Source organism: Rhizosphaericola mali, assembly GCF_004337365.2.
In the GTDB taxonomy this organism is placed as follows: Bacteria; Bacteroidota; Bacteroidia; order Chitinophagales; family Chitinophagaceae; genus Rhizosphaericola; species Rhizosphaericola mali.
Map to the genome: position 1 here is coordinate 1,282,113 of NZ_CP044016.1, position 14,488 is coordinate 1,296,600.

The 14,488-nt window shown below is 33.7% G+C and carries 15 protein-coding genes; 6 read left to right on the top strand and 9 right to left on the bottom strand.

All coding sequences use genetic code 11. From position 1 onward, the window contains the following. Positions 1 to 16 precede the first annotated feature (16 nt). The 4 genes from E0W69_RS05560 (at position 17) to E0W69_RS05575 (ending at position 4,850) form a co-directional block, all read left to right on the top strand. Positions 17 to 1,432, top strand: a complete 1,416-nt coding sequence (locus tag E0W69_RS05560) for an alpha-L-fucosidase (RefSeq protein ID WP_131329040.1) — start codon at positions 17 to 19, stop codon at positions 1,430 to 1,432. Between the two features lie 78 nt (positions 1,433 to 1,510). Then, positions 1,511 to 2,899, top strand: a complete 1,389-nt coding sequence (locus E0W69_RS05565) for an FAD-binding oxidoreductase (RefSeq protein WP_131329041.1) — start codon at positions 1,511 to 1,513, stop codon at positions 2,897 to 2,899. A gap of 163 nt (positions 2,900 to 3,062) precedes the next feature. Next, positions 3,063 to 3,866 (top strand): SDR family oxidoreductase, encoded by an 804-nt coding sequence (locus tag E0W69_RS05570; RefSeq protein WP_131329042.1) that lies wholly within the window; start codon positions 3,063 to 3,065, stop codon positions 3,864 to 3,866. Between the two features lie 69 nt (positions 3,867 to 3,935). Then, positions 3,936 to 4,850, top strand: coding sequence for a helix-turn-helix domain-containing protein (locus E0W69_RS05575; RefSeq protein ID WP_131329043.1), 915 nt, complete (start codon positions 3,936 to 3,938; stop codon positions 4,848 to 4,850). 106 nt (positions 4,851 to 4,956) lie between these two features. Here E0W69_RS05575 and E0W69_RS05580 read toward each other — a convergent pair whose 3' ends face one another. From E0W69_RS05580 to E0W69_RS05605, 6 genes are all read right to left on the bottom strand, one after another. Beyond that, positions 4,957 to 6,312, bottom strand: a complete 1,356-nt coding sequence (locus E0W69_RS05580) for a HupE/UreJ family protein (protein WP_131329044.1) — start codon at positions 6,310 to 6,312, stop codon at positions 4,957 to 4,959. A gap of 10 nt (positions 6,313 to 6,322) precedes the next feature. Further along, complete coding sequence (locus E0W69_RS05585; protein ID WP_131329045.1) at positions 6,323 to 7,429, bottom strand: DUF3500 domain-containing protein; 1,107 nt, start codon at positions 7,427 to 7,429, stop codon at positions 6,323 to 6,325. A 112-nt stretch (positions 7,430 to 7,541) separates the two neighbouring features. Then, a complete protein-coding gene (locus E0W69_RS05590) occupies positions 7,542 to 8,249 on the bottom strand; it encodes a LytR/AlgR family response regulator transcription factor (RefSeq protein ID WP_131329046.1) in 708 nt (235 codons plus the stop codon). Beyond that, a complete protein-coding gene (locus E0W69_RS05595) occupies positions 8,246 to 9,334 on the bottom strand; it encodes a sensor histidine kinase (RefSeq protein ID WP_131329047.1) in 1,089 nt (362 codons plus the stop codon). The genes E0W69_RS05590 and E0W69_RS05595 overlap by 4 nt, the downstream gene beginning before the upstream one ends. A gap of 197 nt (positions 9,335 to 9,531) precedes the next feature. After that, on the bottom strand, positions 9,532 to 10,113 hold the full coding sequence (locus tag E0W69_RS05600) for a DUF5683 domain-containing protein (RefSeq protein WP_131329048.1): 582 nt from the start codon (positions 10,111 to 10,113) through the stop codon (positions 9,532 to 9,534). A gap of 83 nt (positions 10,114 to 10,196) precedes the next feature. After that, the gene (locus tag E0W69_RS05605) at positions 10,197 to 10,958 is read right to left on the bottom strand and encodes a response regulator transcription factor (protein WP_131329049.1); all 762 of its coding nucleotides are present in this window, start codon (positions 10,956 to 10,958) and stop codon (positions 10,197 to 10,199) included. A 93-nt stretch (positions 10,959 to 11,051) separates the two neighbouring features. Between E0W69_RS05605 and E0W69_RS05610 the strand changes: the two genes are divergently transcribed. Together E0W69_RS05610 and E0W69_RS05615 are read left to right on the top strand one after the other, a co-directional pair. Beyond that, positions 11,052 to 11,606, top strand: a complete 555-nt coding sequence (locus E0W69_RS05610; protein ID WP_131329050.1) for a sugar O-acetyltransferase — start codon at positions 11,052 to 11,054, stop codon at positions 11,604 to 11,606. Positions 11,607 to 11,620: 14 nt separating this feature from the next. After that, positions 11,621 to 12,268: a DUF1349 domain-containing protein gene (locus E0W69_RS05615; RefSeq protein ID WP_131329051.1), complete on the top strand. Its 648-nt coding sequence runs from the start codon at positions 11,621 to 11,623 to the stop codon at positions 12,266 to 12,268. Positions 12,269 to 12,270: 2 nt separating this feature from the next. On the opposite strand, the gene E0W69_RS05620 is transcribed toward E0W69_RS05615, so the two are convergent. From E0W69_RS05620 to E0W69_RS05630, 3 genes are read right to left on the bottom strand one after another with little or no spacing between them, the layout of a single operon-like run. Next, entirely contained in the window at positions 12,271 to 13,011 is a 741-nt protein-coding gene (locus tag E0W69_RS05620) for a carbon-nitrogen hydrolase family protein (RefSeq protein ID WP_131329052.1), read from the bottom strand. 22 nt (positions 13,012 to 13,033) lie between these two features. Then, on the bottom strand, positions 13,034 to 13,666 hold the full coding sequence (locus E0W69_RS05625) for a hypothetical protein (RefSeq protein ID WP_131329053.1): 633 nt from the start codon (positions 13,664 to 13,666) through the stop codon (positions 13,034 to 13,036). Positions 13,667 to 13,726: 60 nt separating this feature from the next. Further along, the gene (locus E0W69_RS05630; protein WP_131329054.1) at positions 13,727 to 14,362 is read right to left on the bottom strand and encodes a phosphatase PAP2 family protein; all 636 of its coding nucleotides are present in this window, start codon (positions 14,360 to 14,362) and stop codon (positions 13,727 to 13,729) included. Positions 14,363 to 14,488: the final 126 nt, after the last annotated feature.

A 14,488-nucleotide genomic window follows, 5' to 3' on the forward strand; every position in this document is an offset into this window, starting at 1 on the left:
TTTTAAAACGAAATCTATGAAATTGAAAAATCTAAAAATTAGGTTTTACACTAATGTATTAGTTGGTGCAATGTTGATAGCTAATAATATATCGGCTCAGAATTCAAACTACATGCAATGGTGGAAAGATGCCATATTTGGGTTATTTCTCCACTGGGGACTATACTCCGCTACAGCAGGTGATTGGAAAGGACACCCTACTAGTCGTGGCGAACAATTCATGATGGTGGAGCGTATCCCAATCAAAGAATATGTAACTATTGCAGATACATTTAATCCTATTCATTTCAATGCAGATAAATGGGTTAAAATGGCAAAGGATGCAGGAATGAAATATATTATTATAACTTCCAAACATCATGATGGATTTGCAATGTATGATTCAAAAGTTTCAGATTTTAATATTGTAAAAAAGACGCCTTATGCGCATGATCCGTTAAAGGATTTAATCATTGCATGTCATAAAAATGGATTGAAATTTGGTTTTTATTACTCTCTTGGTAGAGATTGGGAAGATCCTGATGCCGCAACAGATTATCCCCAAAAAGGTGGGCGAAGTAATACTTGGGATTTTCCTAATGAAGATGCAAAAGATGTAACCAAATATCTCAATAGAAAAGCCATTCCTCAAATAAAAGAATTGGTGACAAACTATGGAAAAGTAGATGTCTTGTGGTTTGATACACCAGAACTCACTCCAAAATCCTATAGTAAACGGATTTTGGATACTATTAGAAAATACCAACCTGATTGTATTGTTAATAGTCGCATCGGAAATGGTTATGGTGACTATCTTGTAAATGAACAAAAAATTGAAGATAACGTCAATCCAAAACCTTGGGAATCATGCGTAACTATTAGTCAATATTGGGCATATAATAAACATGATACAGCTTGGAAATCTACCAATACGCTTGCAAGACAACTCAGTGAAATTATTAGTAAAGGTGGCAATTATTTATTGAATTTGAGTCCTAAAGCCGATGGTACTTTTGCGACACAATCTGAAGTCCGTATGGATTCTTTGGGTAAATGGATAGCTATCAACAAAGAGGCTATTTATGGAACTAAACCTTGGATAATTACGGGTGAATTAGATTCTAGTTATTTACAGCGTATACCTGAAAGGGCGTTAACGGCTAAAGAAAAAGATATCTTAGACGCGGTGAACGATCGAACCTCTAAAGCTCTTTACCCAGAATATCGGTTTACGACTTCTGGAAAGACAATTTTTGTATTTGTAAATAATCCTGCATCTCTCCAAATTAGGATTAAATCTTTGGCTGACAATATTTCTTCCAGTAGTAAAATTTCATTAATTGGTTATAGTAAAAAAATAAATTTCTCGAAAGAATCGGATGATTGGATGGTGCAATTACCAAAGGATTTTAAGCCCATTATCCCAATGTATGTTTTGAAAATCATACCATAAATTCGCCGCAAATAGTAGATTTTTTTATTTCAAAAACAAACTTAACCTCATAATAATTATCCAATAGAAAAAAGAATAATGTCAGACGTTGTAGAAGAATTAATAAAAGTTTTAGGAAAAGACACCGTATTAACAGGAGAGGAGGCGAGCAAACGCTCTGCTGGGCAATGGAAAAATCCAGGCAATTTGAATTGTTTAGCCTTGATTTTACCTTCGAATACCGAAGAAGTTTCTCAAACATTAAAAATATGCAGTAAGTATAATCAACCCGTAGTACCTCAAGGAGGTTTGACCAGTGTAACCGAAGCTGCACATTTGAAATCAAATGAAATTGCTATTAGTTTGGAAAGAATGAACGCAATTGAAGAGATCAACATAACGAATAAAATTGCGATTGTAGAGGCTGGAGTAGTTCTACTGGATTTGCAACATGCAGCAGAAAAGCAAGATTTATTATTTGCCCTAAATCTTGGAGCAAAAGGAAGTTGTATGATCGGAGGAAATATCGCAACGAATGCCGGTGGACTGGAGGCTGTACGTTATGGTGTAATGCGTAATTTAGTTTTAGGATTAGAAGTAGTTTTGCCCGACGGAACGATTATTTCTTCTATGAATCAAATGATCAAAAATAATGCAGGTTATGATGTAAAGCAGTTGTTTATCGGCTCAGAAGGTACTTTGGGAATTATCACAAGAGCTGTGGTCAAATTAGAAGATTTACCTAAAACGACGAATACTGCATTCATTGCTGTGGATAGTTTTGAAAAAGCAAGCCAATTATTGCAAAAAGCAAAAAAACATTTGAATCATAATTTGACTTCTTATGAGTTACTTTGGAATAATTATTATAGTTTGATGACCTCTTCACCGTCACCTTATATGCCGCCATTACCACAAAATTATCCCTATTATATTTTGATGGAAGTTCGTGGTCAAGATGCAGAAAAAGATACTTATGATTTTGAAAATTTCTTAGCCGACAATTTGGAAAATGGTTTAATTGCTGATGCTGCTCCAGCTCAAAATCATAGTGAGTATGAATTATTTTGGGCTATTAGAGAAAATGTAGAATTGGTATTTTCTGTGTATAAACCTGTATTCTTATTCGATGTGAGTCTTCCTATTTCAGAAATGGAAAACTATATTGCTAAGATTCATGCTGATGTAAATAAAGTCTGGCCAGATGCTCCATTTTTCGTTTTTGGTCACATGGCAGATGGTAATTTGCACTTGTATATCAGTTGTGGAGAAGATAATGAACAAACGCAAATTGATTTGTACGATATCGTTTTTGCCCCTTTAAAATCCATTGGAGGTTCCGTGACTGCAGAGCATGGTATTGGTTTGGAAAAGAAAAGATGGTTGGCTACTAGTCGTACGGAAAATGAAATAGCCTTGATGAAGACATTGAAGAAGGCTATTGATCCTTTGAATATTATGAATCCAGGCAAAGTATTTGATATATAATTTATCAGTATTTGAGGTGTTATTAACGATAGAATTTCTTAATAACGCCTCTTTTATTTCTATCAGCATTCTCCCCATTTTGGTTACAATTAACCTTTGTTTAGACACTTTCGTTCAAGGAAATCAATAGAAATTTGCATTGTTAAATAAAAATAATTATACAATGTCAAAGACCATCTTTATTACAGGCGCATCATCAGGTTTGGGAAAAGCCTCCGCAAAACTTTTTCAATCCAAAGGCTGGAATGTCATCGCTACTATGCGTCACCCAGAAAATGAAAGCGAATTAACACAACTAGAGCATGTTACGTTATTGCCATTGGATGTGAGCAATGCAAACCAAATAAAAGAAACAGTTACAAAAGCCATAGCATTGCACGACATTGATGTCGTGTTTAATAACGCAGGATATGGTTTAATGGGAGCACTGGAAACATTGAGCGACGAAAAAATCAATCGTCAAATTAATACAAACCTGCTAGGTGTGATACGAGTCACACAAGCATTTATTCCCTATTTCCGAGAGAAGAAAAATGGCTTATTTATAAGCACAACATCTGTCGGGGGCTTTATGGGATTTCCCTTAAATTCCATCTATCATGCTACAAAATTTGCATTGGAAGGTTGGAGCGAAAGTATGGCATTCGAATTAGGTGCCTTTGGTATACGCATCAAAACTGTGGCGCCAGGAGCAATAGCCACCGACTTTGTAGATCGATCGCTTGATATAAACAAAAGTGCTGATTATGAAGACGTTGAAAATAAATTATTTGAACAAATGGGTGCAATGATGCAAAATGCATCTACAGCAGACCAAATAGCGGCAGTTGTTTATCAGGCAGCTACCGATGAAAATGATCAATTAAGATATTTGGCAGGTAGCGATGCTACCGAGTTATATGCTCGTCGCACCGAAATCGGGACAGAGGCATCTCAACAGGAATTTCGTAAAATGTTTGCCATATAATGAAATGAAACGACTGCTAAATCAAGCAGTCGTTTCATTTTTGTAAATTTGTAAAAGAATAAAATCGCCATGTATATTATCAATTCTATATCCGAATTCCATGACCATTTATCCCTACCTGCACCGCTACATCCTTTGGTCAGCGTGAATGATGTGTCAAATATTCAACCAAAAGAGAGTAAAATATGGCAACAGTTTTATGGTAACTTTTATTGTATTTCACTCAAAAAAGATGTCAAAGCAACTGTTAAGTACGGGCAACAATACTATGATTTCAATAAGGGAACGATGAATTTTATAGCACCAAAGCAAATTCAATCCTTGTCCGTTTCGGAAATTCAAAAAATGAAAATTGAATGTGGAAAAGGTTATATGTTGCTTTTTCATCCCGACTTTCTAGCGAAAAGCCCTCTTTCATTAAAGATAAAATCTTGTAGCTTTTTTTCCTATTCCGTCAATGAAGCCTTACATCTTTCAGAAAAAGAAGAGCAAGATATTATTGAAATATTTAGAAAAATAGAAGCGGAATATCAACACATCGATGCACATACACAAGACATTATTTTGTCACAAATAGAACTAATCCTTAATTATAGCAATAGATTTTATGAGCGTCAATTCATTACTCGAAAAGCCGTAAACAATGATTTACTTTTCAAAATGGAACAACTATTAACGGATTATTTTGAAAAGGAAGAATCTTTGAAACGAGGATTACCAACGGTGGATTATATTGCCAATAAACTCAACCTATCCGCAAACTATTTAAGTGATATGTTACGCTCGCTTACAGGACAAAATACACAACAACACATCCATGAAAAACTGATTGAAAAAGCTAAAGAAAAACTTTCCACTACAAACCTTTCCGTTAGCGAAATTGCTTATGAACTTGGATTTGGGCAACCACAATCTTTCAATAGACTTTTCAAAAAGAGAACCCAGCAAAGCCCATTAGAATTTCGCGAGTCGTTTAATTTATAGGTCTAATCTTTTTTAACAAATAACCAATTATTATTAATTACTAATCATATGGACATAAAACCTCATGGAACTTATTATTTCTCTTCTAAAAATGTCTTTTAAAACATCAAATATTAGAGGAATATACTTTTCTGTGAATATTATTTTTTTTATTAAGATAATATAGCGCAATTGAGGAAACTGCAAGTGCAATAATTAGCCAAATGGCATGTGTATATTCGTTTGCGATAAATTCCGTGAGAAAATTAGGCGTTCCGGTGCTCCGTTCTAAAATCCAAGCAATAGACGATGTGATAGCTAAAACTGCACCTGCAATTCTGAAATATTTGTAATGTTTTGTTCGACTTAGTAAAATTAACCAAGGAAAAACTATGAGAACTACCAATAATTGCATTACTTCAATTCCGATATTGAATCCAAGAATGCTAAGTGCTAAAGAACTTCCACTAAGATTCATTTCTGATAAAACTGATGCGAATGCCATCCCATGAATGAGTCCAAACCCGCCAGAAATAAAGAATTCTTTCCCCGGAAATAAAGGTGTAATCGCATGAATGGCAGATATTAAAATAGAAACTGCAATCAAAATTTCTATTATTTGTGATGGCGCTATAAACCATCCTGCAGCACCTAATAACAAAGTAATGGAGTGACCAATAGTAAACGCTGTAATGATTTTTAATAAAGCTTTTAAACTAAACGAAACGCCTCCAAATGTGCTCCATTTCTTTTTCCTAACTATCAAAGGCGAGGGGAGTAGGAGCACTAACAAAAACATCAAATGGTCTGTACCATCCTTGATATGTCGCATTCCAAGCTCAAATATATTTTTAAAACCAGTCCAATTACTTCCTTCGTCAAGATTTATTTCGAGTGGATGCACAAGATTGTCGCCTCCTATTCGAATATTCATTGGATTACTTTCTGCAGTCAAGCTATCAGAACGTCCTGTTTCCCAATCATTTCGTACCACTACAAAAATAATATGGTTTGCTACCTGATGAACTACACCATCGTAGTGAAGAAAAAAATGTCTTGTATTCTCTCCAATTGGAGGTATTAATGTTAAATAAGCCTTTAATTCCCAAAATGCCGGTCCACTTGTAACCTGTTCATCTTTTATCAATTCTAAATTATTCAGATCTACAGACCAGGGTTTAGCACCTTTTATAAATGCTTGCGTATGTTGAAGAATATAGGATTTTAGTTGATCTTTTTTTTCCTCGTATAATGTTTCAGGATTTTCGGATAAGCGATAGCCTACCGCCAATTCCAATTCAGATAGAGGAATATGCAATTCCATAACAACTTTGTTTGGACTAATATCCAAATAAGCTACACTATATGGAGCTTGATGAGCATATGTATTGTTACTACATACAATAGATAATAAACTGAAGAGTATAAATAAACACAATTTGTATGCAAAATTGTGTTTATTTATAAAACTGCTTTTAGCCATAGATAACTATTTATAATCCAATATAATCTCTGGAGTGATCGCGCATAACCGTATGGTAGTGAATTTGACTTGTGAATACAACGCCAGTTTGACAGATAAATTCAATCCAAACACTTGGTCCATCTATTCTTACATAGTCCGTATTGGTTGTGAAAAAGGAACTAGCATTTCCCGTAGTCGCACTTGAATTACTAGCGTAACATACATAAGTACTTGCTAATTCATTATAATAAGTTGCGCGTATCGCTGCAGCTTGAGCCGAGTCAAGGTCATTAATCCACGGTTGTATTGCCGCCCAGACCTTGGCTTGTGCTGTAGTACTAAGACTACTAACTTTAATACCTTGTTTAGTTGTTGGCATTGTGTTAGAAGTTGATCCTGGAACCATCAAACAATCAGAAAATGTAGAAGATATCTTCGCAGAAGATAGTTCAGAACTGGTGAAAGAACCAAGCATATTTTGTGAAACTGATAATTCATCTGCAAGAGGAGTGGAATAGGTCGTACTATTAACAGTGAATGATCCATGTGGTTCAACACCTTCATGTAAAGGCGTTATACTAACTATCGTATCTGCATCAAAAGTTACATTAGAGGCATAATGATGTCCCCCATATTGCAACATCCATTTACCAGTGGTGCTTGGCGTACCTAAAAATGCGATAACATAGTTTCCTGATCCGTAAGAACTGCCTCCACCATTAGCATTCAAATAATCGTCTGCTGCACGTATAGTTTGATATTCTTCATAACCATCACCAGAATAGGCGGTACCTGCAACAGCTTGGATTAGGGCTAAAGCTGCTGTCTGTTGTGCAGTCGTCAAACTACTCATTAAAAGACCATTTCTACAACTTAATCCACAAGGTAAATTTGACCAGCGCTTAGCGTTTGTAAGCGTATAATCTAATATAATGCTCGATTGTTGTGATGTCGTAAGTGTCGCCAAAAAAGTATTAGCAAGACACACAACTTTTGCCGAACCTGTTAATGATGAACAATCACTTGTAGTTGTATCAGTGTCTGTATCAGAACTTTCGTCTTTTGCATTTTTTTTACAAGAAATAACTAATAAACTAAGAACAATAGTAACAGAAAATAAAAATTTTCGTTTCATGAGTTGATTTTTTTGATGAATTATTTAAATCAGTATATGAATTTATTACTATGTATAATTAGTTAAGATAAAATGGGGTGAAATGATAATTATTTGTGGTGAAATTTAAAAGTCATTTATTCTGAAAAAGATCAAATTGCTGTCTGAAATTTTTATCGAAGTTCTTCCCGATAGGAATTTCTTCTTTATCTATGATAATACTCTTACTTTTAATTATTTCAATTTTATCTAGAGAAATAAGGAAGGATTTGTGAATTCTAACAAAACTAGGTTCTTCCAACTTTTCCACCAGTCCCTTCATTGTCAATCGAACAACATGCGAAGTTTGATCTGTTAAAAATATTTTCAAATAATTATCTAATGATTTGACATACAATATTTTATTTAAATATATCTTAACGTCTCCAGCGTCTAATCGCAAAATTATGAATTGAGAATCAAAACCGTTATTAGCGTGCTGATTTATTGAAAATTGTTCTTTAACATGCAAAATTGCCTGCATAAATCTCTCCTTCGAAAATGGTTTTAATAGATAGTCAGATGCATGAAGTTCGTAACTTTCCAAGGCAAATTCACTATAGGAAGTTGTGAAAATAAGAAGTGGCTTATAGGGTAATGATTTATAAAAATCAATACCCGAAATTGCGGGCATATTTATATCTAATAAAAGTACATCTACCTTATTTTTAAGTATATATTCAAATGCTAAATCTGTATTGGTGAATACTTTTAAAGAGGTTAAGAAATTGATATTTTGACAATAGGTTTCTATTATGTCAAGTGCCAATGGCTCGTCATCTATGGCTATTGCCTTCATCATACTAAATCAATTGATAAGGAAACTTTAAATTCGTTGTTTCTATTTTGAATATTCAAATGATATTGACCAGGATAGATAGATTGTAATCTAGCTTTTGTATTTTCTACACCGATACCATTAGACTCCATTTTTTTATTGGGAATTTCCATAATTGTATTGGATATATAAAATTCTAGTTTGTTATCTAGGATATTTATTTTAATTATGATTTCTCCCATTTTTATAGTCGGATTGATACCGTATTTAAAAGCATTTTCGATAAAAGTAATCAATATTAATGGGGCAATTCTATTATGTCTGGGTTTTCCATTTAATTCATAAATAACATTTACAGTATTTCCTAGTCTAGCTTTTTGCAATTCTATATAGTTGAAAATATAATCTAATTCTTTTTGTAACGGAATTCTTTGTGCACTTACATCTTTTATTAAATAACGCATCAAGCCAGAAAGATTTAAAATAGCATTACTTGTGCTTGCATCATTTTTAATTGAAAGTGCATATATACTATTTAGTGTATTGAATAAAAAATGAGGGTTAATCTGAGCATTGAGTCGTGATAATTCTGCCTGCAAATTGTCTTCTTTTATTTTAGCTAAATTGTCTCTTGTTTTAATCAAAAAGGATATTAGAAATGCAGTAAAAAACAAGTATATATGCCGTCTTAATTCATGAATGGAAAATAATAAAATAGACCTAGGATTATCTATCTTGGGGGTAATAGGAGCAAGTAATGGAGAAATTGTATCTTCTCCTGGTGGTGGTCCTGGAGGTTTCCCAACTATATCCTCATTTATAAAATTTCCAAGTAAATGGGGTATAGGGAGGATTATAAATAAATAAAGAATGACCACCATAACATACCAGAAAGTTTTATTTAGAAAATAAAGTTTGGGAATAAAAATGTAATAGTTTAGATACAAAAAAGATAAAATAGTAATGTTGGCAATCATGTCTTGCACAACTGCACGTGTAAATGTAAAAAATGATTCGCCTGGTAATCGTTCAAAAACAAGCGCAGGCAATACTATAAATAATATGAAAAAGAAAAAGTGAATTGCAATTGGCCTACGCTTTGTTTGCATTATTAAAACGCTTTTTGATATAAAAAATGAGTATGAATAAAGATATATGAAATCTCAATTAGTTCATTTTAATATTTCATCTTAAATTATTTTCGATAAAACACTAATACCAAAAGCAATTTGTTCATGAACATTCGTTGGAGTATAACATACTTAACATAATATAAATTATAGGAAAATAATATTACCAATTTTTCCTAGTATTTCCAACGTAACTTCAACGTTGCCAATAAGTTATTAGAATATAAATTAGTTTGCATAGAAAGATTCGGGCTAATATCGAAATGTTTTAAATGTGCAGAAACTGCGGCATCTGCAACATTCAATCCCCATAAAATAAAAAACCACAGGGCTGCGTAATCCTGATTTCTTCGAAATTGATTTCTTTGATTCTGAATTGCACCTAATAATGCATCTCGATTATTTGATTTTTTAAATGCAGTTAAATATGCTGCATCCAATTGGTTGATTTTTTGAAGATCAATCTGCCCAGAATTGTCAACAGCGTGTAATAAGATTTCGTAATTTTTTTGCGCAGTTTTCCGATCTGACTTATTGTCAAAAAATAAAACGGCTGGAATAGTTACAGCGCCAACAGCAATTGGAATTTTCCAATATTGTTTATTGTATGCTTGTCCCCAACCTGGTAAAATCAACGAGCGTAAAGTTGCTTTTTTCGGGTCTGGAAATTTTGATTTTGTGGTATCTGTTCTCTGAGCGGAAATTGAATTTTGAAATAGAAAATATACAAAAGTTAAGCTAAGGATTCGGTTAAGCATGTTTGGTGAAATATTTAGAGCAATGTACACGCTCCTAATTTTTCTAACTACTTTTTTCGTGCTAATGTTTTGCAAAAATTCCTTTACAACAATTGCATTTTTTCTGCAACGCGACAGGCTTCCATAGAATTGTCGACGCGCAATTTTTCCAAAATATTCTGACGATGACGATTAACCGTATTGTTACTGATAGATAATTGATGTGCGATTTCCTTACTCATTTTTCCTTGACGGATCAGTTGTAAGATTTCAATCTCGCGCGTTGATAATATGGTGGACGATTGCGTCTTATCTGGAATAATCGCTTTACCAGAAAAGGAATGAATAATCTGGTTAGGAAAATTTTCATTGAACACATTTTCGGGTATTGCATTATACAAACATAAGGACAACCAGATGCTGCCATTTTGCAGATTGGCAACATAATACATTCGATGTTGGATCCATATAAATTGATCTGATGCATTACGCATTCTTATTCGACAAGTCGTGTAGTATTGAGGACGATTTTCTAGAGAAATGGTTTTTAAATATTGGAAAAATTGTAATTCTAATACGTGCTTTTCCAATAAATCATCCGAATGCATTTTGGCAAAAATCTCTTCTTCCCAGATCGATTCAATTTCATTTTCTGGATGCTCCAATCCTAGTGCGTGTGCCAATAACCCATGATAAATATAACTTTTGTTTTCTTTCATATCGCTCAATACGACAATCGCATTTTCAATATTGGCATAAGTTTGTGCCATTATTTTATATTTATCCAAATCCAAAAACATCTCTTTTTCTTCCGAAAAATCTTGCTCCAATAAAGTATCGTTCAATGTGTTTTTGATTTGTTTCATATATACCCATGGTTATTATTCAGTATTGACAAGCAATTACGAAGCAAATATATTTGCAATTCATAAATTTCTAATGGTTAATTAAGTAGGAAAATGAAAACGGAAAAAGAAAAAATGCTCCAATCCGAATTGTACGATGCAGCGGACAAGGTATTGATGGAGGAAAGAGTACGATGTAAAGACCTTTGTTTTGAATATAATTCTTTGCGTCCTTCTTTGCAAAATGAAAGACAAGATTTATTAAAAAAACTATTGGGAAAAACAGGTAATAACTTTTTGATAGAACAGCCATTTTATTGTGATTACGGCTACAATATTGAAATCGGTGAAAATTTTTACACCAATGTCAATTGTACGATTTTGGATGTGGCCAAAGTGACTTTTGGTGACAATGTTTTGATCGCGCCCAATTGTGGTTTTTACACAGCAGAGCATCCGATAGATCCAGAAATTCGTAAGTCTGGTTTGGAATCCGCTCGCCCGATTACGGTGGGTAACAATGTGTGGATTGGTGCGCAGTCGATTATTTTACCTGGCGTAACGATCGGTGACAATGCGATTATCGGGGCAGGCTCTGTCGTTACGAAAGATATTCCTGCTAATGCTATCGCGGTAGGCAATCCATGTCGTGTTATTAAAACAACTTAACATAATATAAGAAAATGAAGAAAATCATATTTGCATTGGCTTTTTTTGTCAGTTTGCAACAACTTTCAGCGCAGAAATTGGACAAACTCCAATGGTTCAACGAACCTACAAAATGGGAAGTAAAGGACAATAGTTTGTCTATGTTCGTTACTCCTAAAACCGATTATTGGCGTATTTCTCACTATGGATTTACCGTGGACGATGGACCTTTCTACTATGGAAATTATGGAGGAGAATTTGAGGCTAAAGTAAAATTGACAGGAGATTATAAAGCAAGATTTGACCAAATGGGTTTGATGGTGCGTATTGATGAAAAACATTGGATCAAAGCAGGTGTTGAATTTGTAGATGGAAATATGAATATCAGTGCAGTTGTCACCAATGAGAAAAGTGATTGGAGTGTACTTTCTTTAGGCAAAAAAGTTCCATTTGTTTGGGTAAAAGCCGTTCGGCGCTTGGATGCGATTGAGCTTTTTTACTCTTTGGATGACAAAAATTATATCATGTATCGCAATGCGCCTTTTCAAGACAATACGCCTGTAAAGATTGGGATGATGGCGGCTTGTCCAGATGGAGAAGGTTTCAATGCTCAATTTGATAATTTTTCCGTGACGCCCCTCCCCGACCAACGCCGCTTGGAATGGTTGGAAAAACATAAATAAAATTAGTTATAGTTTAGATTTATTTTTTTAGTCCATTTATTTTTAGTGTCATACATAAGTATTCCTTCTGTATGACTATCAAGTTGATCAATAAGCGTTCCATTGTCGTCCCAAACGGAAGATTTTCCGGCGCATACATATCCTCCAGAATTTCCAATGTAGTTTGCCATAAATACGGTCATGTTATGTTTCTTAGCGATATTAGAGAGTTTATTAATATCATCGTCTACGCCATTAACAGAGTTCAACACACTTGCTATATAAATATTGGCATGATTAAGTTTGGCGTTTTGGGAATGTTCTGGATTCGATAATTCATAGCAAATCGCGGGAGCTATAATACATTCTTTGTCAAAATGTATTACTAAAGGAGCATTTCCAATGGAAAAAATTCCAATCTCGCTTGGGTATAAATGTTGTTTGGAATAAGTTAAACGTTCTTTATTCGGTTGAAAGATTATCATACTAATAAATACCTCGTTTCCCTTTTTAGTTGGTATTCCACAAGCAATGATTATCTTATTGTTATTACTTAAATATTGAAATTCATCAAGTCTTTCATCTGATTGCGTAGTTGCCAGTTCTTTTGCTAACTCAGGTTCATAGCCTGTTAATGAGAGTTCTGGAAACACTATTATATCCGCTTGGAGTTCTGTCGCAGTTTGAATAAATTGTTTATGAACTTTAATGTTTTTGGGAATATTGCCTTTATGAGGATTCGTTTGTGCAATACAAATTTTCATTTCCGACGACTTCTATTTTATTTTATAATTCTTTTTTGAACTTTTGTTTCACATCTGACAACAACAACCAACCTATAAATTTACCACCGAAATCAGCAGCTATCCATGTCACATTTTTGATTGGACCATACCTTCTACGCAAGCCATATTTCCATTTTTCTTCAATTTCACTTCCCTTCCTAAAAAGTATTGTTTTTGTTTTAGATTCAAAACAAGGATATTCATACACTTTTATGAATGCTTTATTAAGATTCTTATAAAAAATTGGGTAGTTAAGATGAAATTGGGAAACAATCTGACTTGTGGAATCTTTAATTTTAGGAAAAGGCTTTTCATTTATAATATACGCCATGTATCCTTTTGAAGAAAGTTTTTTTACGCTGACAGAATTTTCTTGAAAGAATATTTCAAAAGGAGTAAAATTTCCTTCATTCGTATATTTTAAACTATATGTTGTGTCGTTTTTTCTACTTAAAAGACCTACTTCAACATTTTCATGAAGAAATCCAGAGGAATAAAATTCAAAATATTTAAGTGTATCATTGATTATAAAAATATTTAATGTAGTATCTCCTCTTTGATAGGCTTGTGCAATTGAAAAATTACACCAACATATCAAAGAAAATAGCATGAATAAGAAAATTCTAAAATTCATTTTCGATCAGGTCTTTAATAGGTAATGATCAATTTAAAACTCTCTTGAGGTCAAATTTCATCACGCCCACAACGGCTTAGGTAACAGGGTAGGCAAACCAAATTTTTGGATAAATACTTTGGAGGTTAACCAGCCAATCCCGTAACCCAAAATCGCTCCACCAATTACATCACCAGGATAATGAACACCGACATATACTTGCGCAATAGAAATTAAGCCAGCCCAAACAAAGAATAATTTTGCCCAATTTTTCCAATAATCTTTTAAGGTAAAATAAAAATAGGTGCCTAATGCAAAATGATTGGTCGCGTGGGAACTAGTAAAGCTTCCACTTTGCGGACGATAGCCCAATAAAAATCTTACAGAATCTTTAATCGTTTCATCATTGCAAGGACGTGGACGATTGAAAAAGTTTTTCATAAAACTACTACTTAATTGATCGCTGATCAAAATAGTCAATCCTACAAAAGCCAACCATTTCCAAGCCTTCCATCCAAAATTTCCAAAAACTGCAATTAATAAAAAGAAATATAATGGCAAAGAAGCCATTGGCGTCCGGATAATCGGTGCAATCCCATCCAAAAATCCACAAGCAGCGTCACGATTGATTTTGAAGAACAACCAAGTGTCCCATTCATTTAATTTGGATAAAAATCCTTCTGCCGCTCCGATGGTCGTTAAAAAATCTATGCACATGTATTTGGAAAATTTTTCTTTGCAAATGAACTGAATTTATTTAAATATCAATGAGTTGAAATAATTTTAAAAAAAATATAACCAATCTTACAACTTTTTTTCAATTGCGTACTCTTAACTATATAC

What these genes read in the sequence shown, in the direction of transcription:
- E0W69_RS05625 (WP_131329053.1), bottom strand. Translation starts at nt 13,666, where the DNA reads ATGAATTTTAGAATTTTCTTATTCATGCTATTTTCTTTGATATGTTGG.
- E0W69_RS05620 (WP_131329052.1), bottom strand. Translation starts at nt 13,011, where the DNA reads ATGAAAATTTGTATTGCACAAACGAATCCTCATAAAGGCAATATTCCC.
- E0W69_RS05600 (WP_131329048.1), bottom strand. Translation starts at nt 10,113, where the DNA reads ATGCTTAACCGAATCCTTAGCTTAACTTTTGTATATTTTCTATTTCAA.
- E0W69_RS05590 (WP_131329046.1), bottom strand. Translation starts at nt 8,249, where the DNA reads ATGATGAAGGCAATAGCCATAGATGACGAGCCATTGGCACTTGACATA.
- E0W69_RS05560 (WP_131329040.1), top strand. Translation starts at nt 17, where the DNA reads ATGAAATTGAAAAATCTAAAAATTAGGTTTTACACTAATGTATTAGTT.
- E0W69_RS05615 (WP_131329051.1), top strand. Translation starts at nt 11,621, where the DNA reads ATGAAGAAAATCATATTTGCATTGGCTTTTTTTGTCAGTTTGCAACAA.
- E0W69_RS05605 (WP_131329049.1), bottom strand. Translation starts at nt 10,958, where the DNA reads ATGAAACAAATCAAAAACACATTGAACGATACTTTATTGGAGCAAGAT.
- E0W69_RS05610 (WP_131329050.1), top strand. Translation starts at nt 11,052, where the DNA reads ATGAAAACGGAAAAAGAAAAAATGCTCCAATCCGAATTGTACGATGCA.
- E0W69_RS05630 (WP_131329054.1), bottom strand. Translation starts at nt 14,362, where the DNA reads ATGTGCATAGATTTTTTAACGACCATCGGAGCGGCAGAAGGATTTTTA.
- E0W69_RS05585 (WP_131329045.1), bottom strand. Translation starts at nt 7,429, where the DNA reads ATGAAACGAAAATTTTTATTTTCTGTTACTATTGTTCTTAGTTTATTA.
- E0W69_RS05575 (WP_131329043.1), top strand. Translation starts at nt 3,936, where the DNA reads ATGTATATTATCAATTCTATATCCGAATTCCATGACCATTTATCCCTA.
- E0W69_RS05565 (WP_131329041.1), top strand. Translation starts at nt 1,511, where the DNA reads ATGTCAGACGTTGTAGAAGAATTAATAAAAGTTTTAGGAAAAGACACC.
- E0W69_RS05570 (WP_131329042.1), top strand. Translation starts at nt 3,063, where the DNA reads ATGTCAAAGACCATCTTTATTACAGGCGCATCATCAGGTTTGGGAAAA.
- E0W69_RS05580 (WP_131329044.1), bottom strand. Translation starts at nt 6,312, where the DNA reads ATGGCTAAAAGCAGTTTTATAAATAAACACAATTTTGCATACAAATTG.
- E0W69_RS05595 (WP_131329047.1), bottom strand. Translation starts at nt 9,334, where the DNA reads ATGCAAACAAAGCGTAGGCCAATTGCAATTCACTTTTTCTTTTTCATA.